We start from the raw sequence: 20,930 nt of genomic DNA on the forward strand, positions 1-20,930 counted from the left end.
CGTTCCGATCCATGATAGGTTTATCGATGAACGTCGGCGCACTATAGCAACGAATGCGGCACAAACTCTAGGGATTTCACATGACTGCACTGGCCATTGCCATCATCATCGCTGCCTACTTACTTGGCTCTGTGTCCAGTGCCGTGTTGGTCTGTCGAGCGTTTGGCCTGCCAGACCCAAGAGATCAAGGGTCGAAAAACCCAGGTGCGACTAACGTTTATCGCCTTGGTGGGCGTTTTGCCGCGGCATGGGTGCTGCTGTGTGACATGCTAAAAGGGATGATCCCCGTTTGGCTAAGCTACCTGATTGGCATTAACCCATTCCTGCTGGGCCTGATTGCGATTGCTGCCTGTCTTGGACATATTTATCCGGTCTTTTTCCATTTCCGTGGCGGTAAAGGGGTGGCGACCGCACTGGGCGCGATGGCGCCGATTGGTTTGAGTCTAACCGGCTTGCTGGTGGCGACCTGGGGACTGGTGCTTGTGTTGACGGGCTACTCCTCACTGAGTGCGATTGTAACAGCGATCGTCGCTCCCCTATTTACCTGGTGGATTAAGCCGCAATTTACCATGCCCGTCGCCATGCTTTCGTGTTTGATTTTGTTTCGTCACTACGACAATATCCGGCGCTTGTTGGATGGTGACGAAAAACCCGTGCTTCTTGGTTGGTGGCGACGTTAGCGACAGGGAAGAGGCAGGTTATACGCTGGTGCGTTAGTAGCAAAAAGGCAGCGTAAGGCTGCCTTTTTTCTATCAGGTTTGACCAATGTTAGGCGTCGTTGTCGACCGCGGCAAGCGTGTCGAGTGGCCAACGTGGCTGCGCTTTCACACCCAGCCCCATATGCTCGCCGTTTTTAAGCCGCTGCATGCCCGCATAGGCGATCATCGCGCCATTATCGGTACAAAACTCAGGGCGAGGATAGAACACATCGCCCCCCCGTTTTTGCGTCAGCGCTTCGAGCTTTTCCCGCAAATGACGGTTGGCACTCACGCCGCCCGCGACCACTAAGCGATTTAGTCCGCACTGGTCTAGCGCACGCTTACACTTGATAGCCAGGGTATCGACCACGGCATCCTGAAACGCATAGGCAATATCAGCACGGGTTTGCGCATCCGTCTCATTGGCGGCAATGGTATTGGCGGCAAAGGTTTTTAACCCTGAGAAGCTAAAGTCTAAACCGGGACGGTCGGTCATCGGGCGTGGAAAGGTAAAGCGGCCGTGGGTGCCGTTTTCTGCCAGTTTCGACAGCAAGGGCCCTCCCGGATAGTCAAGGCCCATCAGCTTGGCGGTTTTGTCAAACGCCTCACCGGCGGCGTCGTCAATTGACTCGCCAAGAATGCGATACTGACCAATCCCTTTCACTTCGACCAATTGTGTGTGTCCGCCAGAGACCAACAAGGCAATAAACGGGAACGGCGGCGGGTTGTCTTCTAGCATCGGGGCGAGAAGGTGGCCTTCCATATGGTGAACGCCCACCGCGGGGACTTGCCAGGCATAGGCGAGGCTTCGGCCAATGGTGGAGCCAACCAGTAAGGCACCGACCAATCCTGGACCGGCGGTATAGGCAATACCGTCAATCTGGGCGGGGGTGAGGTTGGCTTCTGCCATGGCCGCTTTAATCAGTGGCAAGGTTTTTTTAACATGATCGCGCGAGGCCAGCTCGGGTACCACGCCGCCATAATCGGCATGCAGTTTTACCTGACTGTAAAGTTGGTGTGACAAGAGACCTGCGTGATCGTCGTAGATCGCAATGCCGGTTTCGTCACAAGATGTCTCTATGCCTAAAATGCGCATCATAACCTCAGGTTAACAGCCGATAGATTGTGTATTTAAGATCATTGCCCACATGATATAATGTGACAATCGAAGTGGAGAAGAGAGGGTCAGAACAGACTGACCGTGCGCGCAATCTTACATGGCTTAGAAGTAATTCGCCAGATGCGCTTTACATTCACCCCTTCTTCGGATTAGAATTTCGCACCATTTTTAATCAAGGCTGGCCAATTGTTCGCCAGCAGTAACTGACAACCCCCGAGGTGAAAGGCACATGCCAGTAGTTAAAGTACGTGAAAACGAACCATTTGACGTAGCACTGCGTCGCTTTAAGCGCTCTTGTGAAAAAGCCGGTATTCTTTCTGAAGTTCGCCGTCGTGAGAACTATGAAAAGCCAACTACCGTTCGCAAACGCGCTAAAGCTGCCGCTCAGAAGCGTCACCTGAAGAAGTTGGCACGCGAAAACCAACGCCGCGTACGTCTGTACTAATAAAGACAGATTCAGGAAGGTGCTATGGAATTGCTTGAACGTCTAAAAGACGCCCAGAAAACGGCGATGAAACAAAAAGACAAGGCACGTCTAGGGACGCTTCGCCTTGTTATGGCAGCCATTAAGCAGCAAGAGGTGGATACCCGTCAGTCGCTGAGCGACGACGAGATCCTGGCTGTGCTGACCAAAAATGTTAAGCAGCGCCGTGATTCCGTAGCCCAGTACCAAGCAGCCGGTCGTGATGATCTTGCCGAGACAGAGCTCGCTGAGATTGCGGTGATAGAAGAATTTCTACCCCAACCTCTAAGCGATGACGAGGTCGATGCATTGGTGAAAGCAGCGGTTGAACAATCCGGTGCATCGTCAATGCAAGACATGGGCAAAGTGATGGGGGTATTAAAACCCCAAGTTCAAGGCCGTGCTGATATGGGAAAAGTAAGCCAGCGTGTTAAAGCACACCTAGGCTAGCCTTTTCCCACTCTATAACAAGCCGTGCTTTCCTATTTGGACGGCGCGGCTTGTTTGCTTCTCTCCCTATAAATTTCAGGTTATGGCAGGCAGAATCCCGCGCGCATTCATTGATGACTTGCTTTCACGTCTCGACATCGTTGAGATCATTGATGCACGGGTCAAGCTCAAGAAAAAAGGCAAAAACTACAGTGCCTGTTGCCCTTTCCATAACGAAAAGACGCCTTCATTCAGTGTAAGCCAAGATAAGCAGTTTTATCACTGCTTCGGATGTGGTGTGCACGGCAATGCCATCGACTTTGTGATGGAGTTTGAACGACTCGAATTTCCTGATGCCATCGAAGAGCTCGCCAGCACGTTAGGCTTAGAGGTACCTCGTGAGCAAACAGGAGGCGGTAACACGCGTCCGAGTATGCCCAGTGATGACAAGCGTCAGATCTACGAGATGATGGAAGCCATTGCCCGAACCTACAGTGGGGAATTACGCACTGATGCAGGGCAAGTGGCCATTGATTACCTCAAACAGCGTGGTCTATCCGGCGAAGTGGTTAAACAGTTTGGTATCGGTTTTGTCCCTGATAAATGGGACACCATTAAGCGCCGCTTTGGTCGCAATCAAGCCGATATTCGCCAGTTGCTTACCGCAGGCATGTTGATTGAGAACGATAACGGCCATAGCTACGACAGGTTCCGTGGCCGCGTGATGTTCCCGATCCGTGACCGCCGCGGGCGAGTGATCGGTTTTGGTGGGCGTGTATTAGGCGATGGCACTCCTAAATACCTCAACTCGCCAGAAACGCCGATTTTCCATAAAGGCCGTGAGCTATATGGCTTGTATGAGGTGATGCAACGCTATCGCCATCCAGAGCGTATACTCGTGGTAGAAGGGTACATGGACGTGGTCGCATTGGCGCAATTTGGCGTGGATTATGCGGTCGCCTCCTTGGGCACCTCGACCACGGGAGAACACATTCAAACCCTTTTCCGGCAAACCGGTACTATACTGTGTTGCTACGACGGCGATAGAGCTGGGCGCGATGCCGCTTGGCGGGCGATGGAGCAAGCGTTGCCTTATATTCATGATGGTCGCCAATTAAAATTTATGTTTTTGCCGGATGGTGACGACCCTGACTCCATGATCCGCCAAGAAGGCAAAGAGGGGTTTGAGCAACGTTTAGGTGAGGCACAAAGCTTATCGACCTTTATGTTTAATACGTTGCTCAAGCAGGTGGACACCAGTAGCCAAGAGGGCAAAGCCAAGCTGGCGAATTTGGCGGTGCCGCTGATTGAAAAGGTGCCGGGTGATACCTTACGTCTTTACTTGCGTAATACCCTAGGACAGAAACTGGGTATCATGGATGACCATCAGCTCGATACCCTGATTCGTCGCCAGGGCCAGCCGGTAAAAGTCCATGGTCAGCAGGATATTAAACGCACGCCGATGCGTGAGGTGATTGCGCTATTAGTGCAGTACCCTAAACTCGGCCAAGAAGTGCCGCCGTTACCATCGGCCGACACCATTGATTTACCTGGGTTAGCGTTGTTAAACCCCATCCTTGAGATTTGTCGACAGCGCCCCCATATCACTACCGGTCAGTTGCTTGAGCGCTGGCGGGGAACCAAACAAGAGCCCTTGCTAGCCCGCTTGGCTGGCTGGGATCTACATGTTGACGATGAAAATGCGTCAGAACTTTTTTGCGATTCACTGGATAAAATACTCGCCCAGTGTGTCGAACAACAAATAGCCAAGTTGCAAGCGAAGTCAAATACCGTCGGCTTATCAGTCGAAGAGAAGCGGGAACTGATGCTACTGATACAGAGCCAGTCCGTTTAGAAAGTAGCCAGCAAAGGTGACATTTGTTAAAATTGGCGGTTTGCGTTTCCGCATACTAAATTCTTCACTCAGACCCGAAGTTGGATATCGTCTATGGATCAAAATCCGCAGTCACAGCTAAAGTTGCTTGTCGCAAAAGGCAAGGAGCAAGGCTATCTGACCTATGCCGAAGTTAATGACCACCTCCCGGAAGACATTGTCGATTCCGACCAAATAGAAGACATCATTCAGATGATTAACGACATGGGCATTCAAGTGGTGGAAGCCGCCCCTGATGCCGATGAGCTAATGATGTCAGAAACCGTGGCCGACGAAGACGCAGCCGAAGCAGCGGCGGCAGCACTTTCTAGCGTGGAGAGTGAAATCGGTCGCACCACGGATCCTGTTCGCATGTATATGCGAGAAATGGGCACGGTTGAGCTGTTGACCCGTGAGGGTGAGATCGATATCGCCAAGCGTATCGAAGACGGCATCAACCAGGTGCAGTGTTCGGTGGCAGAATATCCGGCCTCGATTGCCTCACTGCTCGATCAGTTCGATAAAGTGGAAGCAGAAGAGCTTCGCTTAACCGACATTATTTCTGGTTTTATCGATCCAGACCAGGATGACGTCGCACCTACGGCGACCCATATCGGCTCCGAGCTCAGCGAAAAAGAGCTTGATGACGAAGATGATGAAGACGAAGACAAAGACGATACCGACGAAGACGATGAGAGTGATGAAGATGTTGGTATCGATCCTGAACTGGCGCGTGAGAAGTTCAGCGAGCTTCGTAGCACCTATGCGGCGATGGAAACGGCGATCCAACAGTACGGCCGTTATGATGAGCGTACGAAAGAGTCGATCGATGCGCTGTCTGAAACGTTTAAGCAGTTCCGTCTGATCCCCAAACAGTTTGATCGTCTGGTTAATGACATGCGTCAAACCATGGACAAGGTGCGCACCCAAGAGCGTTTGGTGATGCGTCTTTGTGTCGATCAGGCCAAAATGCCGAAGAAAACCTTCGTTCAATTGTTTGCGGGCAATGAGTCATCGGATGCATGGATTGACGAAGCACTGAACTCTGGCAAGCCTTACGCAGAGCGTGTGGCGCGTTACGAAGAAGATCTTCGCCGCTGTGTGCAGAAGCTGAAGATCATCGAGGAAGAGACGGGCTTGTCGGTCGAGCGGATCAAAGACATCAGCCGTCGTATGTCTATCGGTGAAGCGAAAGCACGCCGTGCGAAAAAAGAAATGGTTGAGGCCAACCTACGTCTGGTTATTTCGATTGCTAAGAAATATACCAACCGTGGCCTGCAGTTCTTGGACCTTATCCAGGAAGGTAACATTGGCTTGATGAAAGCGGTCGATAAGTTTGAATATCGCCGTGGCTATAAGTTCTCAACTTATGCGACCTGGTGGATCCGTCAGGCAATCACGCGTTCGATTGCGGACCAAGCGCGAACCATCCGTATTCCGGTACACATGATTGAGACTATCAACAAGCTCAACCGTATTTCGCGTCAGATGCTTCAGGAAATGGGGCGTGAGCCGCTGCCTGAAGAGCTGGCTGAGCGGATGTTGATGCCGGAAGATAAAATTCGCAAGGTATTGAAGATCGCCAAAGAGCCGATCTCGATGGAAACCCCAATCGGTGATGATGAAGATTCACACCTGGGTGACTTTATCGAGGACACGACGTTGGAGCTACCGATGGATTCGGCAACGTCGAACAACCTCAAAATGGCAACCAATGACGTGCTAGCTGGCCTGACACCGCGTGAAGCGAAAGTACTGCGTATGCGCTTTGGTATTGAAATGAATACCGACCATACGCTGGAAGAAGTGGGTAAGCAGTTTGATGTGACCCGTGAACGTATTCGCCAGATTGAGGCGAAAGCGCTACGTAAGTTACGTCATCCAAGCCGCTCTGAGACATTGCGTAGCTTCTTGGACGAGTAATAGCTCGGTTTCAAGCGACCTGATGAGAAAGGCGAGCCAGATGGCTCGCCTTTTTTTATCCTAACGAGGCTAGGTAATAGAGGCTAGGTAATAAATAAGGTGGCCAGCCCCAAAAACGCGAGCAGGCCAACCACATCGGTGACGGTGGTCAGGGCCATCCCACCGGCCAATGCCGGATCGATATTGTACTTTTTCAGTAACGTGGGGATCGCCACCCCAGCAATACCCGCGACAAACAAGTTGACCATCATCGCGCCTGAAATGATCAACCCCAGCTCAAGACTGCCTTTCCATAATACCACCACACCGCCAATGATCAGCGACCAGACAAGGCCGTTAATCATGCCAACGGTGGCTTCTTTGGCCAGCAGCCAGCGGGTATTGGAGTCGCCAATATGGCCAACTGCCAGGCCGCGAATCACCAAGGCGACGGTCTGGTTGCCAGCCACGCCGCCCATGGAAGGAACAATGGTCATCAATACCGCGATGGCTGCCATTTTATCCAAGGTGCCTTCAAACATGTTGGAGACCGATGCCGCGGTTAAGGCCGCCAATACATTGATCCCCAGCCAGATGCTACGACGACGCGCACTTTTAAACGCGGGGGCAAAGGTGTCTTCTTCGTCATCAAGGCCTGCCATGCTCATCATCGAGTGTTCAGCGTCTTCACGAATAATGTCCACCACATCATCAATGGTGATTCGACCGACCAAGTGGTTGTGCTCATCCACCACGGGGGCTGAGACCCAATTACGGCGTTCAAACAGGCTGGCGACATCACCGTCGTCCATGGTGACACTGATCGCCTCATCCGGTGCATCCATGATGTCAGCGATATCGGTATCCGGTTGGTTAACCAACAGGGCACTGATCGGCAAATTACCAATTAAGCGGCCGTTTGGGTCGATCACATACAGGGTATCTGTGGTGTCGGGTAACTCACCGCGCATCCGCAAATAGCGTAATACCACATCCACGGTCACATCATCACGAATGGTGATGACGTCAGTATTCATGATCCCGCCCGCGGACTCCTCGGGGTAGGAGAGGGCTTGCTGTACGCGCGTCCGGTCTTGGGCATCCATTTCCGCCAGCACGTCTTGGGAAACGTCTTGCGGTAGGCTACGGAGCAAGTAAGCGACATCATCGGTTTCCATCCCTTCCGTCGCTGCCGCGAGCTGATCAGGGGCCATGCGAACCATGATGCCGTCTTTCACATCTTCTGAGAGCTCATCAAGGATCTCACCTTGATCTTCCGGGTCGGTGAGCTGCCAAAGTACCAGACGTCCTTTCGGCGGAGAGGCCTCTAAAAGGTGAGCAGTGTCTTCTGGCTCCATGTCCTCGAGCATACGGCGTACGCGCACAAACATGCCTTGCTCAAGCAATTGAGTGACTTCTTGGAGCCGTTGGTGGGTTAGGTTACTTTGTTCTTGTTCTAATGTGTCTGCCATCGGCCACTCCCCCAAATGCAATGACTAAAATTCTAACCTAATCAGGGGAGTCTGTCGCATGACAAATCGGTGATAGAGGGGATTTAGCGCCATTCACCGCGCTGGTCAGCGCAGTGGTTGAGGAGGCGGGACCGTTAGCTGTCTTCGTCGAAGCCCGCCTCAAATAATGCTTTCACCGCATCAAGCGCTGTTGTTGCCTGCGGGCCGCTGGCCGATACCGTAATGGTTTCGCCTTGCGCTGATTCCAGCATCAGCATGGCCATTACACTGTCAGCAGTGGCGGATTTATCTGTGCTTTGCAGCACCACATCGGCATCATACTCTTGCACCAGTTCAACCAGCTTGATGGCGGCGCGTGCATGCAAGCCTAAACGGTTACGAATACATACTTGAGTCGATACCGAGGTCACTGTTTTTGCTCCAAGGTACGGTGACGCGTTTGCACTTGCTCGCCCAGCTCCTGAAAATAATCCGACAAGTATTGCGCGACATACACCGAGCGGTGTTTGCCCCCGGTACAGCCAATCGCCACGGTCACATAGCTACGGTTATTGTTTTTAAGTGCAGGTAGCCACGACTCGAGGAAACCTTTTATTTGCGCCACTAACATGGCCACGTCAGGTTGGGCGGCGAGAAACATACGCACAGGCTTCTCGAGCCCAGTATGAGGGCGAAGCGCGGGCTCCCAGTGTGGATTGGGGAGAAAACGGACATCAAAGACATAATCGGCATCGGCGGGCAAACCATGCTTAAAGCCAAAGGATTCAAACACCATCACCAAATCGCTGCTGGTGCGACCCAGTACCAGTGAACGTACGGACTCACTCAAGTCGTGAATCGACAAGCCCGTGGTGTTAATTACCCGATCCGCGTGCTCTTTAATTGGCGCCATTTGCTGCTTTTCAGCTTGGATGGCCTGCTCTAATGAGAGGTTGTGTCGAGAAAGGGGATGCAGACGACGGGTTTCACTGAAGCGTTTAATCAGATCTTTATCGTCGGCGTCTAAATAGTACACAGTGACATCGCAGATTTCGCGCAGTGCAGCCAAGGTGTCGGCAACCGGCTCTTTGGCGTTGGGGAGATTGCGAATATCGAGACTGACGGCAATTTTTGCGTCCGCATCGTCTTGCGAGACAACAAAGTCACGCAGTAAGTTGACGGGCAGGTTATCCACGCAGTAATAACCAAGATCCTCCAGTACCCGCAATGCCACTGACTTTCCTGAGCCGGAACGGCCACTGACAATTTTTAGCATCATAGTTCGCTCCCGTCAGCGTTGCCCATTATTGGGTAATGATATTGTACAGCTCTTGGTCTGAATTGGCATTGCGCAGCTGACGACACAGCTTTTTGTCATTCAACTTCTCGGCAATCGCAGACAGGGTTTGCAGGTGTACCTTGCACTGTTCATCGGGCACTAGCAGCGCAAACAGCAGATCGACAGGCCGTTTGTCCACCGCATCAAACTCTATGGGCTCGGCGCATTGTAGCAGCACGCCTACGGCATGTTGGCTGTCGAGCGTGCGGCCATGGGGAATGGCAATGCCCGCCCCAATGCCGGTCGTCCCCAGCTTTTCGCGGCTTAGCATGCATTCAAACAAGGTTTGTGCGTTGGTGCCCAGCTTGTCCGCAGCAACCTGGCTGATGATTTCCAGGGCGCGTTTCTTGCTAGAGCAGTGGACGGCACTGCGGGTGCAGTCCACTGACAGTACTTCTTTCAGTTCCATAGCTTAGTGCTGTTTGAGCTTTTCTTTGTGTTTACTCAGTTGCTTGACCAGCTTATCGGTCAGCCCATCGATGGCCGCATACATATCATGCGATTGTGCTTTTGCATGGATCTCCCCGTTGTTCACGTGGAGCGTTGCTTCTGCAATCTGGTCGAGCTTTTGGACATTCAGTACAACATGGACATTATTAATGTGCTCGAAAAAGCGCTCGAGTTTAGCAAACTTGGTCTCCACATACTCGCGTAGTGGTGGCGTGACGTCGACAGACTGTCCGGTCAGATTGATTTGCATACACACTTTCCTTCTGTTGAGGCGCCTATAGCAGACGCTTACGCTGGTTTGACGGCGCAATACCCAGTGACTCTCGGTACTTAGCAATGGTCCGTCGTGCAACTTTAATGCCTTGCTCGGCCAGCAATGTGGCAATCTTACTGTCGCTAAGCGGCTTATTAGCCGGCTCGTCAGCGACCAATTTTTTGATCAGTGCGCGAATTGCTGTGGATGAGCACTCGCCGCCATTGTCGGTACTGACGTGACTAGAGAAAAAGTACTTCAGCTCGAAAATACCGCGCGGCGTATGCATGAACTTTTGTGTCGTGACACGGGAAATGGTTGACTCATGCATATCGACATCCAAGGCGATGTCGTTAAGCACCATCGGCTTCATGGCCTCTTCCCCGTACTCAAAGAAGTCGTGTTGATGTTCGACAATACAGCGTGCCACCTTCAGCAAGGTGTCATTACGGCTTTCCAGGCTTTTGATCAGCCACTTGGCTTCTTGTAGGTGTGAGCGAATAAACTGGCTATCAGAGGGGCTACAACCATTACGACCATAGGCAGCGTATTGCTCGTTCACTTTCAGTTTGGGCACGCTATCTGGGTTGATTTGGACCACCCACTGCCCTTGATGCTTAAACACGGAGACATCAGGCACCACATATTCGGCCTCGTTGGTCACAATCAAGTTACCTGGGCGTGGCTCGAGGCTATGAATCAATTGCATCACTGACTTAAGCTCAGGCTCTTTTAGCCGGGTTTCACGCATCAACTGGCGATAATCACGGTTGGCGAGTAAGTCCATGTGTTCAGTGAGCACTTTACGAGCCTCGTTGAGCCAAGGGGTATCGGCGTCGTAGGTTGCCAGTTGCAGCATCAAACACTCTTGCAGTGAGCGAGACGCCACACCCAGCGGATCAAAATGTTGCACGCGTTTGAGCACCGCTTCGACTTCGTCAAGCTCAATCTCTTCGCTTCCTAAGCTGTCGAGGATCTCTTCGGTGCTGACCGACAAGTAACCTTGATCGTCCACCGCATCAATGATCGCCATGGCGATCACCTGATCGTTTTCCGAAAAGGGCGTCAGTTCGAGCTGCCATTTTAAATAGTCGTAGAGCGTTTGGGTGGTTTCCCCTTGGTAAACGGGTTGGTCGTCGTATCCGCTGGCCCCTGCGCCTGTGTTGCCGGTACCGGCAGAGTAGAGATGATCCCAAGTCGTATCGACCGGGAGATCGTCCGGCATTTCGTTCTTTTCAAACGCGTCCGAGGTTTCCATGGTGTCCGCGCTGGCGGTTGCTGTTTCTTGCTCAGCGGTATCTTGATCATGGGATTGCTCGTGCTGACTGGCCTCCTGATCTTGGCCTTCGTCATGTTCCAACAGCGGGTTGGTTTCCAACGCTTCTTGGATCTCCTGTTGCAAGTCCAGCGTCGACAATTGCAGCAGACGGATAGCCTGCTGCAATTGCGGTGTCATTGCGAGCTGTTGTCCAAGCTTAAGCTGAAGCGTGGGTTTCATAGAGGCGGTACACCTTTCCTTATTTCAACGACCGAAGAGGTTAAAAACGCTTGCTCTGGCTAACAGGGCAAGCGCTCTTTATTAACTATAGCCTTGATTGGCAGTTTGTAGCGTGAGCCAGTCCACTATATTTTATCCGAACACGCTCACCGAGTTGGCGTAATCAGGTGCATTAGAGTTTGAACTGATCACCCAAATAGACCCGTTTGACATGCTCATCATTAAGCACTTCATCAGGGGTACCGTGTGCAATCAAGTGTCCTTGGCTGACAATGTAAGCATGTTCACAGACACTGAGTGTTTCGCGCACATTGTGGTCGGTAATCAGCACGCCTAAGCCACGATCACGTAAGTGCTCGATGATTTTCTTAATATCGATCACCGATATCGGGTCGACCCCTGCAAACGGCTCATCCAGCAAAATAAATTTTGGGTTGGCGGCCAATGCACGCGCGATCTCTACCCGACGGCGCTCACCACCGGATAAGGCCATCCCTAGGCTGTCACGGATATGCTGAATATTAAACTCATCCAACAGATCTTCTGCCTTGTCTTGGCGCTCTTCTTTGCTTAACGACTTACGGGTTTGTAACACCGCCATTAGGTTATCGTAGACGCTCAGCTTGCGAAATATCGAGGCCTCTTGCGGTAAGTAGCCAATCCCCAGGCGTGAGCGGTTATGCATCGGCTGAATGCTAATGTCTTTGTCATCGATATAGATGGCCCCTTCGTCACGAGCGACCAAGCCGACAATCATGTAAAACGACGTGGTTTTACCTGCACCGTTAGGGCCTAAAAGACCAACAATTTCACCGGATTTCACTTCCAAGCTGACATCGGCGACCACCTTTCGCCCTTTATAACTTTTGGCCAAATTGGCTGCTGTGAGTGTTGCCATGTCGCCTCTTATTGCTCGTCTGACGTGGATGCATCCTGAGAGGATGACGATTTGGTGCTCGGCTGCAAAATCGTGGTGACGCGTTTGGTACTATCACTTTCTGCTACAAGTTGTTGCTTGTCGATTTCATAGGTGATCACGTTACCTTCCACCTGATTGCCACTTTGCTCAAGCATCGCATTGGTCGACATTTTAAGAAATTCATTGCCCACTTCGTAGCGCAGTTTGTTGGCTTCGCCATGAATCTCTTTGCCATCGTCCATGGTTTGCTCAAACGTCGCCGGCTTGCCATACGCCTCGATGGTTTCATCACCTTCTTGGCCTTCTGGGCGAATCACGATCAGTTTATCGGCCAAGATTTTAATGCTGCCTTGGGTCAGGACCACGTTTTGGGTAAAGGTTACCGTGTTGGTCGCCATATCCAGGTGTTGGCTTTCTGACTCTATATAAATAGGTTGCTCAGTATCACTGCTCAGAGCCAGTGAGTAATGCGACAGCAGCAACATGGCACCTGCCAGCGCTTTAACGAGGGGTCGTTTCATATCGGCCTCTAACATCGTCTAACAATTCCATCTGGTGGTTACCGAAATTTCCTTTCACCCGTTTACCTTTGGTTTGAAAACGGGTGCCGGTGATCGTCGTCGGACTCTCTGACCAAAAATCTCGTGTGGTGAGATTCAGGGTCACCGAATCAGTGGCTACCGAATCAATTTGCGCATTCGGTAGTAGGTTAAAAATGCGCACGTTGCCCGTCATGGTCAACAGGTGGTCATCGGACAATATCGCGTAGTCTGCACTCACGCGCCATTCTTCCTCTTTGCCTGCTTTGTACGTCCACAGAACGGGCTCATTAAAGTGGGTTTCATCAATCTTGGCATAATGCTCAAGATGTTTGGCGTGCACCGTGTAGCTGCGCACGCCGTCCGCATCATATTGCACGGTTTGAATCGCTTCGCCAGTAAACAGCGGTTTTTCGGCATCAGGCGTGACCTGCTGTACCCGCTGCCAGCCATGCTGAACCAATAAATAGTAACCGGTTACCGCACAAAGCACGACCAATAGAAGCAGGCCAAGCCGCCGGATCATAAACTCAAGCCCTTGTGTTGGTCGAGTTCGCCACGCGCCTCTAACATCAGATCACACACTTCACGCACGGCACCAAAGCCACCGCCTGTTTGCGTGACAAAGTGCGCGCGACGCTTAAGGAGTGGGTGACCATCGGCCACACAGCAGGCAAGCCCGACTTTCTCCATCACCGGCCAATCAATTAAGTCATCGCCAATGTAGGCCGTGTGTGCGGGTAAAACATCAACATGGCGGCACAAGTCTTGATACGCGGTAAGTTTGTCACTTTGTCCTTGATAAACATGTTGGACACCGAGGGCTTGCATTCGGTTCGCGACAATCTGCGATTGGCGGCCTGTGATCACCGCGACCTCGATGCCGGCATTCATGATCGACTTGATGCCATACCCATCACGGGTATGAAATGCTTTGAGCTCTTCACCCTGATTGCCCATGTATACGCGGCCATCGGAGAAGACGCCGTCAATATCGCAAATCAGCAGTTTTATCGCCGCCGCACGTTGAAAAACGTCGGCAGCCACAGGGCCATAGAGGGTGTCAATCACAGTGGAGGCCATTAGATAACTCCGGCTTTTAAAAGGTCATGCATGTTAAGGGCGCCGAGCAGCTGGCCGTTTTTAGCAACCAGCAGTCCGTTAATTTTACGCTCTTCCATGAGTTTGAGTCCTTCTGCCGCGAGCAGTTCCGGTTCAATGGTCACCGGGTTTGTCGACATCACTGAGCCAATGGTGGTGGTATGCAGGTCAATGCGCATATCCAGCAAGCGGCGCAAATCGCCATCGGTAAACACGCCCGTCAGTTGCCCGTGGCTATCAACAATCGCGGTCATGCCTAGGCCTTTTTCTGACACCTCTAAAAGCGCATCACGGACGGTGGCGGAGTCCTCAACCACGGGTAAGCGCTCGTCTTGGTGCATTAAATCACTGATACGTAATAATAGCTTACGCCCCAGTGCGCCGCCGGGGTGGGAGAGGGCAAAGTCGTTCGCGGTAAAGCCTCTGGCTTGCATCAACGCCATCGCGAGGGCATCGCCCATCACTAAGGTGGCGGTGGTGCTGGAGGTGGGGGCCAAGGCCAATGGGCAGGCTTCTTGCGGGACATGAATATTGAGATTCACTTTCGCGAGCTGACCCATGCTGGAATTAGGGTTGCCGGTCATACAGACCAAGGGGATCCCGAGGCGTTTAATCACGGGCAGCAAGGTTAAGATTTCACCGGCTTCCCCTGAGTTGGAAATGGCCAGTACCACATCACCTTGGTTTATCATTCCCAGATCGCCGTGGCTGGCTTCCCCTGGATGGACAAAAAACGCGGGCGTCCCCGTGCTGGCCAATGTCGCGGCGATTTTTTTACCAATATGGCCGGATTTACCCATGCCCATCACCACCACTTTCCCCGTGGCATGTAAGATGAGTTGGCAAGCGGCCGCGAAGTGGTCATCGATCGCCGTTTTTAGCTGCGCAATCGCGTCTTGCTCAATGTTGAGCACATCAAGCCCTGCGCGGCGAAAATCAAAACTGTAATCACTCATACTCGTGTCCGTTTAGGCTGCTGCGTTAACAAACAGGTAGCCTTGATAGCCGATATAACAAAGGAGAAAAACAGCGCCTTCAATGCGGTTGATGCTACGTGATTTACCGAGCGCAAAAATCAGCAACATGATGGAAAGCACCAACATAATATAATAATCGCGGCTCATGGCATACTCACTGATCGCTGAGGGGTTGAGTAATCCTGGGATCCCCATCACTGCGAGAATATTGAACACGTTTGAGCCGATAATATTGCCGACGGCCAAATCATCTTCCCCTTTCATTACCCCTGCTATCGACGCGGCGAGCTCAGGCAAGCTGGTGCCAATGGCGATGATGGTCAAGCCGATCACCAAATCGCTCATGCCAAAGTACTGCGCGATGGTCACCGCCGAGTCAACCACTTGATCGGAAGAGACCAGCAGCAATGGCAAACCAATGATGATCCACAGCACCGCTTTCAGGTTACTGACATCATTAGGAATATCCGATTGTTGGTCGGCCAGTATTGGATCGGTGCCACCCGAGTCTTTGCCGATTTTTAGCATCATTAGGATGAAAATCACAAACAGGGTGAACAGCCCCACGCCTTCAAAAAAGCCCAGGTGGTTGTTCCAAAGCAGCACCCCAGCCAATACGGTGACCCCTAGCATCAGAGGCAGCTCGCGACGAATAATAGTCGAGCCAATAGAAAGGGGCTTAATCAGTGCGGTGAAACCGAGGATCAGCGCAATATTAGCGATGTTGGAGCCCAACACATTACCCACGGCGGTGTCGGTTTTATCCGCTAAGGCGGCGTTGGCCGAGACCATCATCTCTGGGGCAGAGGAGCCCATGGCCAAAATAGTCATCCCGATCACCAGCGGAGAGACCCCGTAGTTTTTCGCGATTGCTGCCGCACCGAACACTAATCGGTCGGCACTCCACACTAGCACGATGAGTCCAACAATGAGTATGGCAACCGCTATGACCATGACACCTATCCTTTGCGTTTTTTGATTGGGTACAAATGAGGTGCAATTCTGACGGCTAACGGGGTAAATGTGAAGCGAAAAGCCCGTGCTTTAGCGATGAAATCGGTGATTTCATTCATCAACATGAGGGTTGTCGCCGTGAAACGGTCGCCATGAAATGGTCGCCATGAAACAGTCATCGTGAAACAGTCGCTATGAATGGCAGCGTTACATTAGTCGGACGTAAGCTGACCTATGTCTGACAAGAAAAGCGAAGATAAGCTGCTATTATCAGGGATAAGTCACGTCCTGTGGGCGCTGAGGTGCGGCGTGGCTTGTGTTAGGGTGGGTGACGCCTTATTATCAGCCACTTAATTTTGTTCCTTTCTAACCATGAGATGCGGCCATGGCAGCACAGAGCCTGATAGATATCAGTGGGATGACCTTCTCACGGGGCAATCGATGCATTTTTGACAATATTGATTTGCAAGTGCCACGTGGCCAAGTAACCGCGATCATGGGGCCATCAGGGATAGGCAAAACCACCTTGCTGCGTTTGATTGCCGGTCAGCTTAAACCCGATGCGGGCGAGATTGTGTTTGATGGCCACGCTATTCCTTCCCTAGGACGACGCAAGTTGTTTGAAGTCCGTCAGCGTATGAGCATGCTGTTCCAATCAGGGGCGTTATTCACCGATATGTCGGTGTTTGATAATGTCGCTTTCCCGCTGCGCGAACATACCGACTTGGACGAGTCGCTTATTCACACCATCGTGATGCTCAAGCTAGAAGCGGTGGGCTTACGTGGCGCGCAAGGATTAATGCCCAGTGATTTATCGGGCGGGATGGCACGTCGTGCGGCTCTCGCACGCTCGATTGCGCTTGACCCTGAATTGATTTTGTTTGATGAGCCCTTTGTCGGCCAAGATCCGATCACCATGGGGGTGCTGGTGACCTTGATTCGTCAGCTTAACCAAGCACTGGGATTGACCTGTGTGGTGGTTTCGCACGATGTGCCAGAGGTCATGAGTATTGCCGATCAGGTATATTTGCTCGCCGATAGCCGCATTATTGCCAGTGGTTCGCCCCAATCGCTGCGTGACAATCCTGACCCATGGGTAAAACAGTTTTTAGAAGGGCATGCTGATGGGCCGGTACCTTTTCGCTATCCCGCTGGCGAGTTAACCCAGGAGATTTTCCGGTGATCAGAACACACATAGAAGACGTGGGCCGCCGGGCCATGCGCGTGGCCGAATCCATGGGCCGCGCAACCTTTGTGATGACAGGCGCACTGATTGGCCGTCCGCAACCGAGCAAAACCTTCCCGCTATTGGTCAAGCAGCTCTATTCGGTAGGCGTTCGCTCACTGGCGATCATCATGGTCTCTGGCCTGTTTATTGGTATGGTGCTGAGCTTGCAAGGGTATCTGGTGTTGTCAGACTTTGGCGCGGAAACCAGCCTTGGACAAATGGTGGCCTTGTCGCTGCTACGTGAGCTTGGCCCTGTGGTGACTGCCTTGCTATTTGCTGGCCGAGCTGGGTCAGCACTGACCGCAGAAATTGGCTTAATGAAAGCCACCGAGCAGTTATCAAGCCTAGAGATGATGGCGGTTGACCCGCTACGCCGAGTGATAGCACCGCGCTTTTGGGCGGGTGTGATTGCCATGCCACTGCTGGCAGTGATTTTTATGCTGGTGGGCATTTGGGGCGGCGAGCTGGTCGGCGTCGACTGGAAAGGCATTGACCACGGCAGTTTCTGGTCGGTGATGCAAGCGTCGGTCGATCTGGGCTATGACGTGGGCAACGCACTGATAAAAAGTGTGGTGTTTGCGGTGGCTGTGACCTGGATTGCGCTTTTTAACGGCTATGATGCCACGCCGACATCGGAAGGGATCAGCCGCGCCACCACGCGTACTGTGGTACATTCATCGTTGGCCGTGCTCGGCCTAGACTTTGTCCTTACTGCACTCATGTTTGGGAATTAATCATGCAACAGAGTCGTAAAACAGAATTTTGGGTAGGTTGTTTTGTCATTGCTGGCATTGCAGCGTTATTGGTCTTGGCGTTTCAAGTGGCCGATGTCCAGCGTTGGGGACGGGCGGATACTTACACGCTAACCGCTGAGTTCGACAATATTGGTGGCTTAAAAGTGCGCTCACCGGTCAAAGTGGGTGGCGTGACCGTTGGCCAAGTGACCGACATTGCGTTGGACGCCGAGACTTATGTCCCCCAAGTCACCCTGCAAATCAATGCTGACGCCGGACGTTTTCCGGAATCAAGCTCGGCATCGATTTATACCGCAGGTTTATTGGGTGAACAGTACATTGGTATCACCCCAGGCTTCGTGGATGAAGCGCTGGGTATTGGCTATTTAGACGCCGGCGACAAGATTCAGGACACCAAATCGGCACTGGTACTCGAAGATTTGATTGGTCAGTTCCTCTATAGCGTTGGTGACAAGGAGTAAACAGCATGAAAAAGACATGGATCGCACTGAGCAGCGCCGTTTGCCTGCTGGTTTCAAGCCTTGGCACTGTGGCACAGGCGAGCGAGCCGGTTGATCAATCCAACCCTTATCAGCTCATCGAGCAAGTGGCGGACAACACCTTTACCCGCCTGCGTAAAGACCGCACCTTATTCCGCGCTGATCCTGACTTGCTGCGTGATGTGGTCAAAGATGAGTTACTGCCTTACATTCATACTCGGTATGCCGCATCACTGGTGTTGGGCGCGCAGTACTATCGCAAAGCCACGCCCGCGCAGCGTGACGCCTTTACCGAGGCATTCACGGAATACATGATTGCCTCTTACGCGCAGATCTTGCTTGAGTACGATGACCAAGATGTCGAGGTACAAAAAGATCAGCCGATTGCCCCTGACGATAAGATTGTCAAAGTGCGGGTCGATATTACCGATCCGTCACGGCCACCGATTCGCCTCGACTTTAGCTTACGTAAAAATACTCGGACAGGAAATTGGCAAGCCTATGACGTCACCGCCGAGGGCGTGAGTATGATCCAGTCTAAGCAGTCGGAATGGAAAGCACCGCTACGTCGCGATGGTATTGATTCGGTCATCGAGCAATTAAAAACCTTGGCTGAACGTCCCATCCGTCGCGAAGACAAACAAAAGCAGGACGCCTCATGAGCGTGAGCTTCACCGCCGGCGACGGGCAACAGTATCACTTGTCAGGGCGGCTAGATCGTGACACAGTGCCTGACTTTTGGCGCCAGCGTGACCAGTGGCTCCCCACTGACACTGCCTTGAGCCTGGATTTAAGCGCGCTATCACGTGTAGATTCCGCCGGCATGGCGATGTTGCTACACCTGGATAAGCAACTGCGTGAGAAAGGGCAACAGGTGCGTTATCAAGGGGTGCCAGAGCAACTTAAGTTGCTCTTATCGCTGAGCAATGTAGAGACATTTTTGGACGATGCTGAGCATCAAAAAGGGGTTTAAACGTGGAAGCAAGCGAAGTTAAAGCCATTTTAGAGGCAGCTTTGTCAGTGGACGAGCTGCACGTGAAAGGCGATGGCAGCCACTTTGAAGTGATTGCCGTGGCAGAGATGTTTGACGGGATGTCACGTGTGAAAAAGCAACAAACGATTTATGCACCGCTGATGGCGCATATTGCACGCAATGATATCCATGCCGTCAGTATTAAAGCGATGACCCCAACTGAATGGGCGCGCGATAAAAAGCTGATGCAGTTGTAAGAGGGTCTGATGCAAAAGTTTCGAGTGACGGGCAATGGCCCGCTAAAAGGTGATGTGGCCATTTCCGGCGCGAAAAATGCCGCCCTCCCGATTTTATTTGCTTCACTACTGGCCGAAGAGCCGGTCGAAGTGGCGAATGTCCCTAAGCTGCGTGACATTGATACCACTATGGCACTGTTATCTCGCTTAGGTGCCAAGGTTAATCGCAACGGCTCTGTGCATGTCGATGCCAGTGACATTACTGAGCTGTGTGCCCCTTATGATTTGGTCAAAACCATGCGCGCGTCTATTTGGGCGTTAGGACCCTTAGTGGCGCGTTTTGGTAAAGGCGAAGTGTCATTGCCTGGTGGCTGTGCCATCGGTGCCCGCCCGGTCGACTTGCACATCAATGGTCTAGAGCAACTCGGTGCCACCATCACCTTGGATGAGGGCTATGTGCGCGCGACCGTGGATGGCCGCTTGCAAGGGGCGCATATTGTGATGGACAAAGTCAGCGTTGGCGCGACGGTCACCATCATGAGCGCAGCCACCTTGGCTGACGGTACCACAGTGATCGAAAATGCCGCTCGTGAGCCAGAGATTGTTGATACCGCGAAGTTCCTCAATATGCTGGGCGCGAAGGTGTCAGGTGCAGGCACTGACCGGATTGAAATTGAAGGGGTGGAGCGCCTCGGCGGCGGCAAGCACTCAGTCGTGGCCGATCGGATTGAAACCGGCACCTTCTTGGTCGCCGCGGCCGTGTCTGGCGGGCATATTACTTGTCGCCATACTTCGCCGGAGTTGCTCGAAGCGGTATTGCACAAGCTCGAAGAGGCGGGGGCTAAAGTGGTGACCGGTGATGACTTCATTGAGCTCGACATGACCGATCGCGAGCTAAAAGCGGTCAATGTGCGCACGGCGCCACATCCGGGCTTTCCGACCGATATGCAAGCGCAATTTAGCTTGCTCAACTTGGTGGCAAAAGGCACGGGCATTATCACCGAAACCATCTTTGAAAATCGCTTTATGCACGTGCCTGAACTGCAGCGCATGGGCGCACATGCAGAAATTGAGGGCAACACAGTGATCTGTGGTGATACCGACAGCTTAAGCGGGGCACAGGTGATGGCCACCGACTTACGCGCCTCAGCAAGCCTCGTGATTGCTGGCTGCATTGCCAAAGGTGAGACCATTGTTGATCGGATTTATCATATCGATAGAGGCTATGAGCGTATCGAGGATAAACTCCAAGCCTTGGGAGCCAAAATAGAGCGGATTGACGCGGAGTAACCT

Annotated in this window: 25 protein-coding genes; 12 read left to right on the plus strand and 13 right to left on the minus strand. The window is 52.3% G+C overall.

Going from position 1 to position 20,930, the window contains the following annotated elements; all coding sequences use genetic code 11:
- The first annotated feature begins 80 nt into the window (after positions 1 to 80).
- Entirely contained in the window at positions 81 to 680 is a 600-nt protein-coding gene (gene plsY / locus BZG25_RS13445; protein WP_046073899.1) for a glycerol-3-phosphate 1-O-acyltransferase PlsY, read from the plus strand.
- Between the two features lie 88 nt (positions 681 to 768).
- Here plsY and tsaD read toward each other — a convergent pair whose 3' ends face one another.
- On the minus strand, positions 769 to 1,794 hold the full coding sequence (gene tsaD, locus BZG25_RS13450; RefSeq protein WP_046073900.1) for a tRNA (adenosine(37)-N6)-threonylcarbamoyltransferase complex transferase subunit TsaD: 1,026 nt from the start codon (positions 1,792 to 1,794) through the stop codon (positions 769 to 771).
- Between the two features lie 253 nt (positions 1,795 to 2,047).
- Between tsaD and rpsU the strand changes: the two genes are divergently transcribed.
- The 4 genes from rpsU to rpoD all read left to right on the plus strand — a co-directional run bounded on the left by rpsU (position 2,048) and on the right by rpoD (position 6,506).
- Positions 2,048 to 2,263, plus strand: coding sequence for a 30S ribosomal protein S21 (gene rpsU / locus BZG25_RS13455; RefSeq protein WP_046073901.1), 216 nt, complete (start codon positions 2,048 to 2,050; stop codon positions 2,261 to 2,263).
- Between the two features lie 24 nt (positions 2,264 to 2,287).
- The gene (locus BZG25_RS13460) at positions 2,288 to 2,731 is read left to right on the plus strand and encodes a GatB/YqeY domain-containing protein (RefSeq protein ID WP_077578659.1); all 444 of its coding nucleotides are present in this window, start codon (positions 2,288 to 2,290) and stop codon (positions 2,729 to 2,731) included.
- Positions 2,732 to 2,813: 82 nt separating this feature from the next.
- Positions 2,814 to 4,565, plus strand: a complete 1,752-nt coding sequence (gene dnaG, locus BZG25_RS13465) for a DNA primase (RefSeq protein ID WP_077578660.1) — start codon at positions 2,814 to 2,816, stop codon at positions 4,563 to 4,565.
- Positions 4,566 to 4,658: 93 nt separating this feature from the next.
- A complete protein-coding gene (gene rpoD, locus BZG25_RS13470; RefSeq protein WP_077578661.1) occupies positions 4,659 to 6,506 on the plus strand; it encodes an RNA polymerase sigma factor RpoD in 1,848 nt (615 codons plus the stop codon).
- An 83-nt stretch (positions 6,507 to 6,589) separates the two neighbouring features.
- On the opposite strand, the gene mgtE is transcribed toward rpoD, so the two are convergent.
- From mgtE to BZG25_RS13530, 12 genes are all read right to left on the minus strand, one after another.
- On the minus strand, positions 6,590 to 7,957 hold the full coding sequence (gene mgtE / locus BZG25_RS13475; protein WP_046073905.1) for a magnesium transporter: 1,368 nt from the start codon (positions 7,955 to 7,957) through the stop codon (positions 6,590 to 6,592).
- 134 nt (positions 7,958 to 8,091) lie between these two features.
- The gene (locus tag BZG25_RS13480) at positions 8,092 to 8,367 is read right to left on the minus strand and encodes an HPr family phosphocarrier protein (RefSeq protein WP_046073906.1); all 276 of its coding nucleotides are present in this window, start codon (positions 8,365 to 8,367) and stop codon (positions 8,092 to 8,094) included.
- Entirely contained in the window at positions 8,364 to 9,215 is an 852-nt protein-coding gene (gene rapZ, locus BZG25_RS13485; RefSeq protein WP_046073907.1) for an RNase adapter RapZ, read from the minus strand. Before rapZ ends, BZG25_RS13480 begins: the two co-directional genes overlap by 4 nt.
- A gap of 25 nt (positions 9,216 to 9,240) precedes the next feature.
- Positions 9,241 to 9,684: a PTS IIA-like nitrogen regulatory protein PtsN gene (ptsN, locus tag BZG25_RS13490; RefSeq protein ID WP_046073908.1), complete on the minus strand. Its 444-nt coding sequence runs from the start codon at positions 9,682 to 9,684 to the stop codon at positions 9,241 to 9,243.
- A 3-nt stretch (positions 9,685 to 9,687) separates the two neighbouring features.
- On the minus strand, positions 9,688 to 9,975 hold the full coding sequence (gene hpf, locus BZG25_RS13495; RefSeq protein WP_046073909.1) for a ribosome hibernation promoting factor: 288 nt from the start codon (positions 9,973 to 9,975) through the stop codon (positions 9,688 to 9,690).
- 25 nt (positions 9,976 to 10,000) lie between these two features.
- A complete protein-coding gene (locus BZG25_RS13500) occupies positions 10,001 to 11,476 on the minus strand; it encodes an RNA polymerase factor sigma-54 (protein WP_077578662.1) in 1,476 nt (491 codons plus the stop codon).
- Between the two features lie 172 nt (positions 11,477 to 11,648).
- Positions 11,649 to 12,374: an LPS export ABC transporter ATP-binding protein gene (gene lptB / locus BZG25_RS13505; RefSeq protein WP_046073911.1), complete on the minus strand. Its 726-nt coding sequence runs from the start codon at positions 12,372 to 12,374 to the stop codon at positions 11,649 to 11,651.
- Between the two features lie 8 nt (positions 12,375 to 12,382).
- A complete protein-coding gene (lptA, locus tag BZG25_RS13510) occupies positions 12,383 to 12,916 on the minus strand; it encodes a lipopolysaccharide transport periplasmic protein LptA (protein WP_046074202.1) in 534 nt (177 codons plus the stop codon).
- Entirely contained in the window at positions 12,897 to 13,460 is a 564-nt protein-coding gene (gene lptC / locus BZG25_RS13515) for an LPS export ABC transporter periplasmic protein LptC (protein WP_046073912.1), read from the minus strand. The genes lptA and lptC overlap by 20 nt, the downstream gene beginning before the upstream one ends.
- Positions 13,457 to 14,017, minus strand: coding sequence for a 3-deoxy-manno-octulosonate-8-phosphatase KdsC (kdsC, locus tag BZG25_RS13520; RefSeq protein WP_077578664.1), 561 nt, complete (start codon positions 14,015 to 14,017; stop codon positions 13,457 to 13,459). The genes lptC and kdsC overlap by 4 nt, the downstream gene beginning before the upstream one ends.
- A complete protein-coding gene (locus BZG25_RS13525) occupies positions 14,017 to 14,991 on the minus strand; it encodes a KpsF/GutQ family sugar-phosphate isomerase (protein ID WP_046073914.1) in 975 nt (324 codons plus the stop codon). Before BZG25_RS13525 ends, kdsC begins: the two co-directional genes overlap by 1 nt.
- A 12-nt stretch (positions 14,992 to 15,003) precedes the next feature.
- Complete coding sequence (locus BZG25_RS13530; protein WP_046073915.1) at positions 15,004 to 15,966, minus strand: calcium/sodium antiporter; 963 nt, start codon at positions 15,964 to 15,966, stop codon at positions 15,004 to 15,006.
- 385 nt (positions 15,967 to 16,351) lie between these two features.
- Between BZG25_RS13530 and mlaF the strand changes: the two genes are divergently transcribed.
- From mlaF to murA, 7 genes are read left to right on the plus strand one after another with little or no spacing between them, the layout of a single operon-like run.
- Positions 16,352 to 17,149 carry a phospholipid ABC transporter ATP-binding protein MlaF gene (gene mlaF, locus BZG25_RS13535; protein ID WP_046073916.1) on the plus strand — a complete coding sequence of 266 codons (798 nt, stop codon included), beginning with the start codon at positions 16,352 to 16,354 and terminating at the stop codon, positions 17,147 to 17,149.
- Positions 17,149 to 17,928: a lipid asymmetry maintenance ABC transporter permease subunit MlaE gene (gene mlaE / locus BZG25_RS13540; protein WP_369795692.1), complete on the plus strand. Its 780-nt coding sequence runs from the start codon at positions 17,149 to 17,151 to the stop codon at positions 17,926 to 17,928. The genes mlaF and mlaE overlap by 1 nt, the downstream gene beginning before the upstream one ends.
- 2 nt (positions 17,929 to 17,930) lie before the next feature.
- Entirely contained in the window at positions 17,931 to 18,410 is a 480-nt protein-coding gene (gene mlaD / locus BZG25_RS13545) for an outer membrane lipid asymmetry maintenance protein MlaD (protein ID WP_046073918.1), read from the plus strand.
- Positions 18,411 to 18,415: 5 nt separating this feature from the next.
- On the plus strand, positions 18,416 to 19,090 hold the full coding sequence (gene mlaC, locus BZG25_RS13550; protein ID WP_046073919.1) for a phospholipid-binding protein MlaC: 675 nt from the start codon (positions 18,416 to 18,418) through the stop codon (positions 19,088 to 19,090).
- Positions 19,087 to 19,401, plus strand: a complete 315-nt coding sequence (locus BZG25_RS13555; RefSeq protein ID WP_046073920.1) for a lipid asymmetry maintenance protein MlaB — start codon at positions 19,087 to 19,089, stop codon at positions 19,399 to 19,401. The genes mlaC and BZG25_RS13555 overlap by 4 nt, the downstream gene beginning before the upstream one ends.
- A 2-nt stretch (positions 19,402 to 19,403) precedes the next feature.
- On the plus strand, positions 19,404 to 19,658 hold the full coding sequence (ibaG, locus tag BZG25_RS13560; RefSeq protein WP_077606044.1) for a BolA family iron metabolism protein IbaG: 255 nt from the start codon (positions 19,404 to 19,406) through the stop codon (positions 19,656 to 19,658).
- A gap of 9 nt (positions 19,659 to 19,667) precedes the next feature.
- Entirely contained in the window at positions 19,668 to 20,927 is a 1,260-nt protein-coding gene (gene murA / locus BZG25_RS13565; RefSeq protein ID WP_077578667.1) for a UDP-N-acetylglucosamine 1-carboxyvinyltransferase, read from the plus strand.
- Positions 20,928 to 20,930: the final 3 nt, after the last annotated feature.

It is taken from the genome of Salinivibrio sp. ML198 (genome assembly GCF_001996015.1).
Lineage (GTDB): Bacteria > Pseudomonadota > Gammaproteobacteria > Enterobacterales > Vibrionaceae > Salinivibrio > Salinivibrio siamensis.

Coding starts and splice junctions, on each gene's coding strand:
- rpoD (WP_077578661.1), top strand. CDS start 4,659: ATGGATCAAAATCCGCAGTCACAGCTAAAGTTGCTTGTCGCAAAAGGC.
- BZG25_RS13460 (WP_077578659.1), top strand. CDS start 2,288: ATGGAATTGCTTGAACGTCTAAAAGACGCCCAGAAAACGGCGATGAAA.
- murA (WP_077578667.1), top strand. CDS start 19,668: ATGCAAAAGTTTCGAGTGACGGGCAATGGCCCGCTAAAAGGTGATGTG.
- plsY (WP_046073899.1), top strand. CDS start 81: ATGACTGCACTGGCCATTGCCATCATCATCGCTGCCTACTTACTTGGC.
- mlaF (WP_046073916.1), top strand. CDS start 16,352: ATGGCAGCACAGAGCCTGATAGATATCAGTGGGATGACCTTCTCACGG.
- hpf (WP_046073909.1), bottom strand. CDS start 9,975: ATGCAAATCAATCTGACCGGACAGTCTGTCGACGTCACGCCACCACTA.
- BZG25_RS13500 (WP_077578662.1), bottom strand. CDS start 11,476: ATGAAACCCACGCTTCAGCTTAAGCTTGGACAACAGCTCGCAATGACA.
- kdsC (WP_077578664.1), bottom strand. CDS start 14,017: ATGGCCTCCACTGTGATTGACACCCTCTATGGCCCTGTGGCTGCCGAC.
- rpsU (WP_046073901.1), top strand. CDS start 2,048: ATGCCAGTAGTTAAAGTACGTGAAAACGAACCATTTGACGTAGCACTG.
- lptA (WP_046074202.1), bottom strand. CDS start 12,916: ATGAAACGACCCCTCGTTAAAGCGCTGGCAGGTGCCATGTTGCTGCTG.
- mlaC (WP_046073919.1), top strand. CDS start 18,416: ATGAAAAAGACATGGATCGCACTGAGCAGCGCCGTTTGCCTGCTGGTT.
- dnaG (WP_077578660.1), top strand. CDS start 2,814: ATGGCAGGCAGAATCCCGCGCGCATTCATTGATGACTTGCTTTCACGT.
- lptC (WP_046073912.1), bottom strand. CDS start 13,460: ATGATCCGGCGGCTTGGCCTGCTTCTATTGGTCGTGCTTTGTGCGGTA.
- mlaD (WP_046073918.1), top strand. CDS start 17,931: ATGCAACAGAGTCGTAAAACAGAATTTTGGGTAGGTTGTTTTGTCATT.
- BZG25_RS13525 (WP_046073914.1), bottom strand. CDS start 14,991: ATGAGTGATTACAGTTTTGATTTTCGCCGCGCAGGGCTTGATGTGCTC.
- rapZ (WP_046073907.1), bottom strand. CDS start 9,215: ATGATGCTAAAAATTGTCAGTGGCCGTTCCGGCTCAGGAAAGTCAGTG.
- tsaD (WP_046073900.1), bottom strand. CDS start 1,794: ATGCGCATTTTAGGCATAGAGACATCTTGTGACGAAACCGGCATTGCG.
- mgtE (WP_046073905.1), bottom strand. CDS start 7,957: ATGGCAGACACATTAGAACAAGAACAAAGTAACCTAACCCACCAACGG.
- BZG25_RS13555 (WP_046073920.1), top strand. CDS start 19,087: ATGAGCGTGAGCTTCACCGCCGGCGACGGGCAACAGTATCACTTGTCA.
- ptsN (WP_046073908.1), bottom strand. CDS start 9,684: ATGGAACTGAAAGAAGTACTGTCAGTGGACTGCACCCGCAGTGCCGTC.
- lptB (WP_046073911.1), bottom strand. CDS start 12,374: ATGGCAACACTCACAGCAGCCAATTTGGCCAAAAGTTATAAAGGGCGA.
- BZG25_RS13530 (WP_046073915.1), bottom strand. CDS start 15,966: ATGGTCATAGCGGTTGCCATACTCATTGTTGGACTCATCGTGCTAGTG.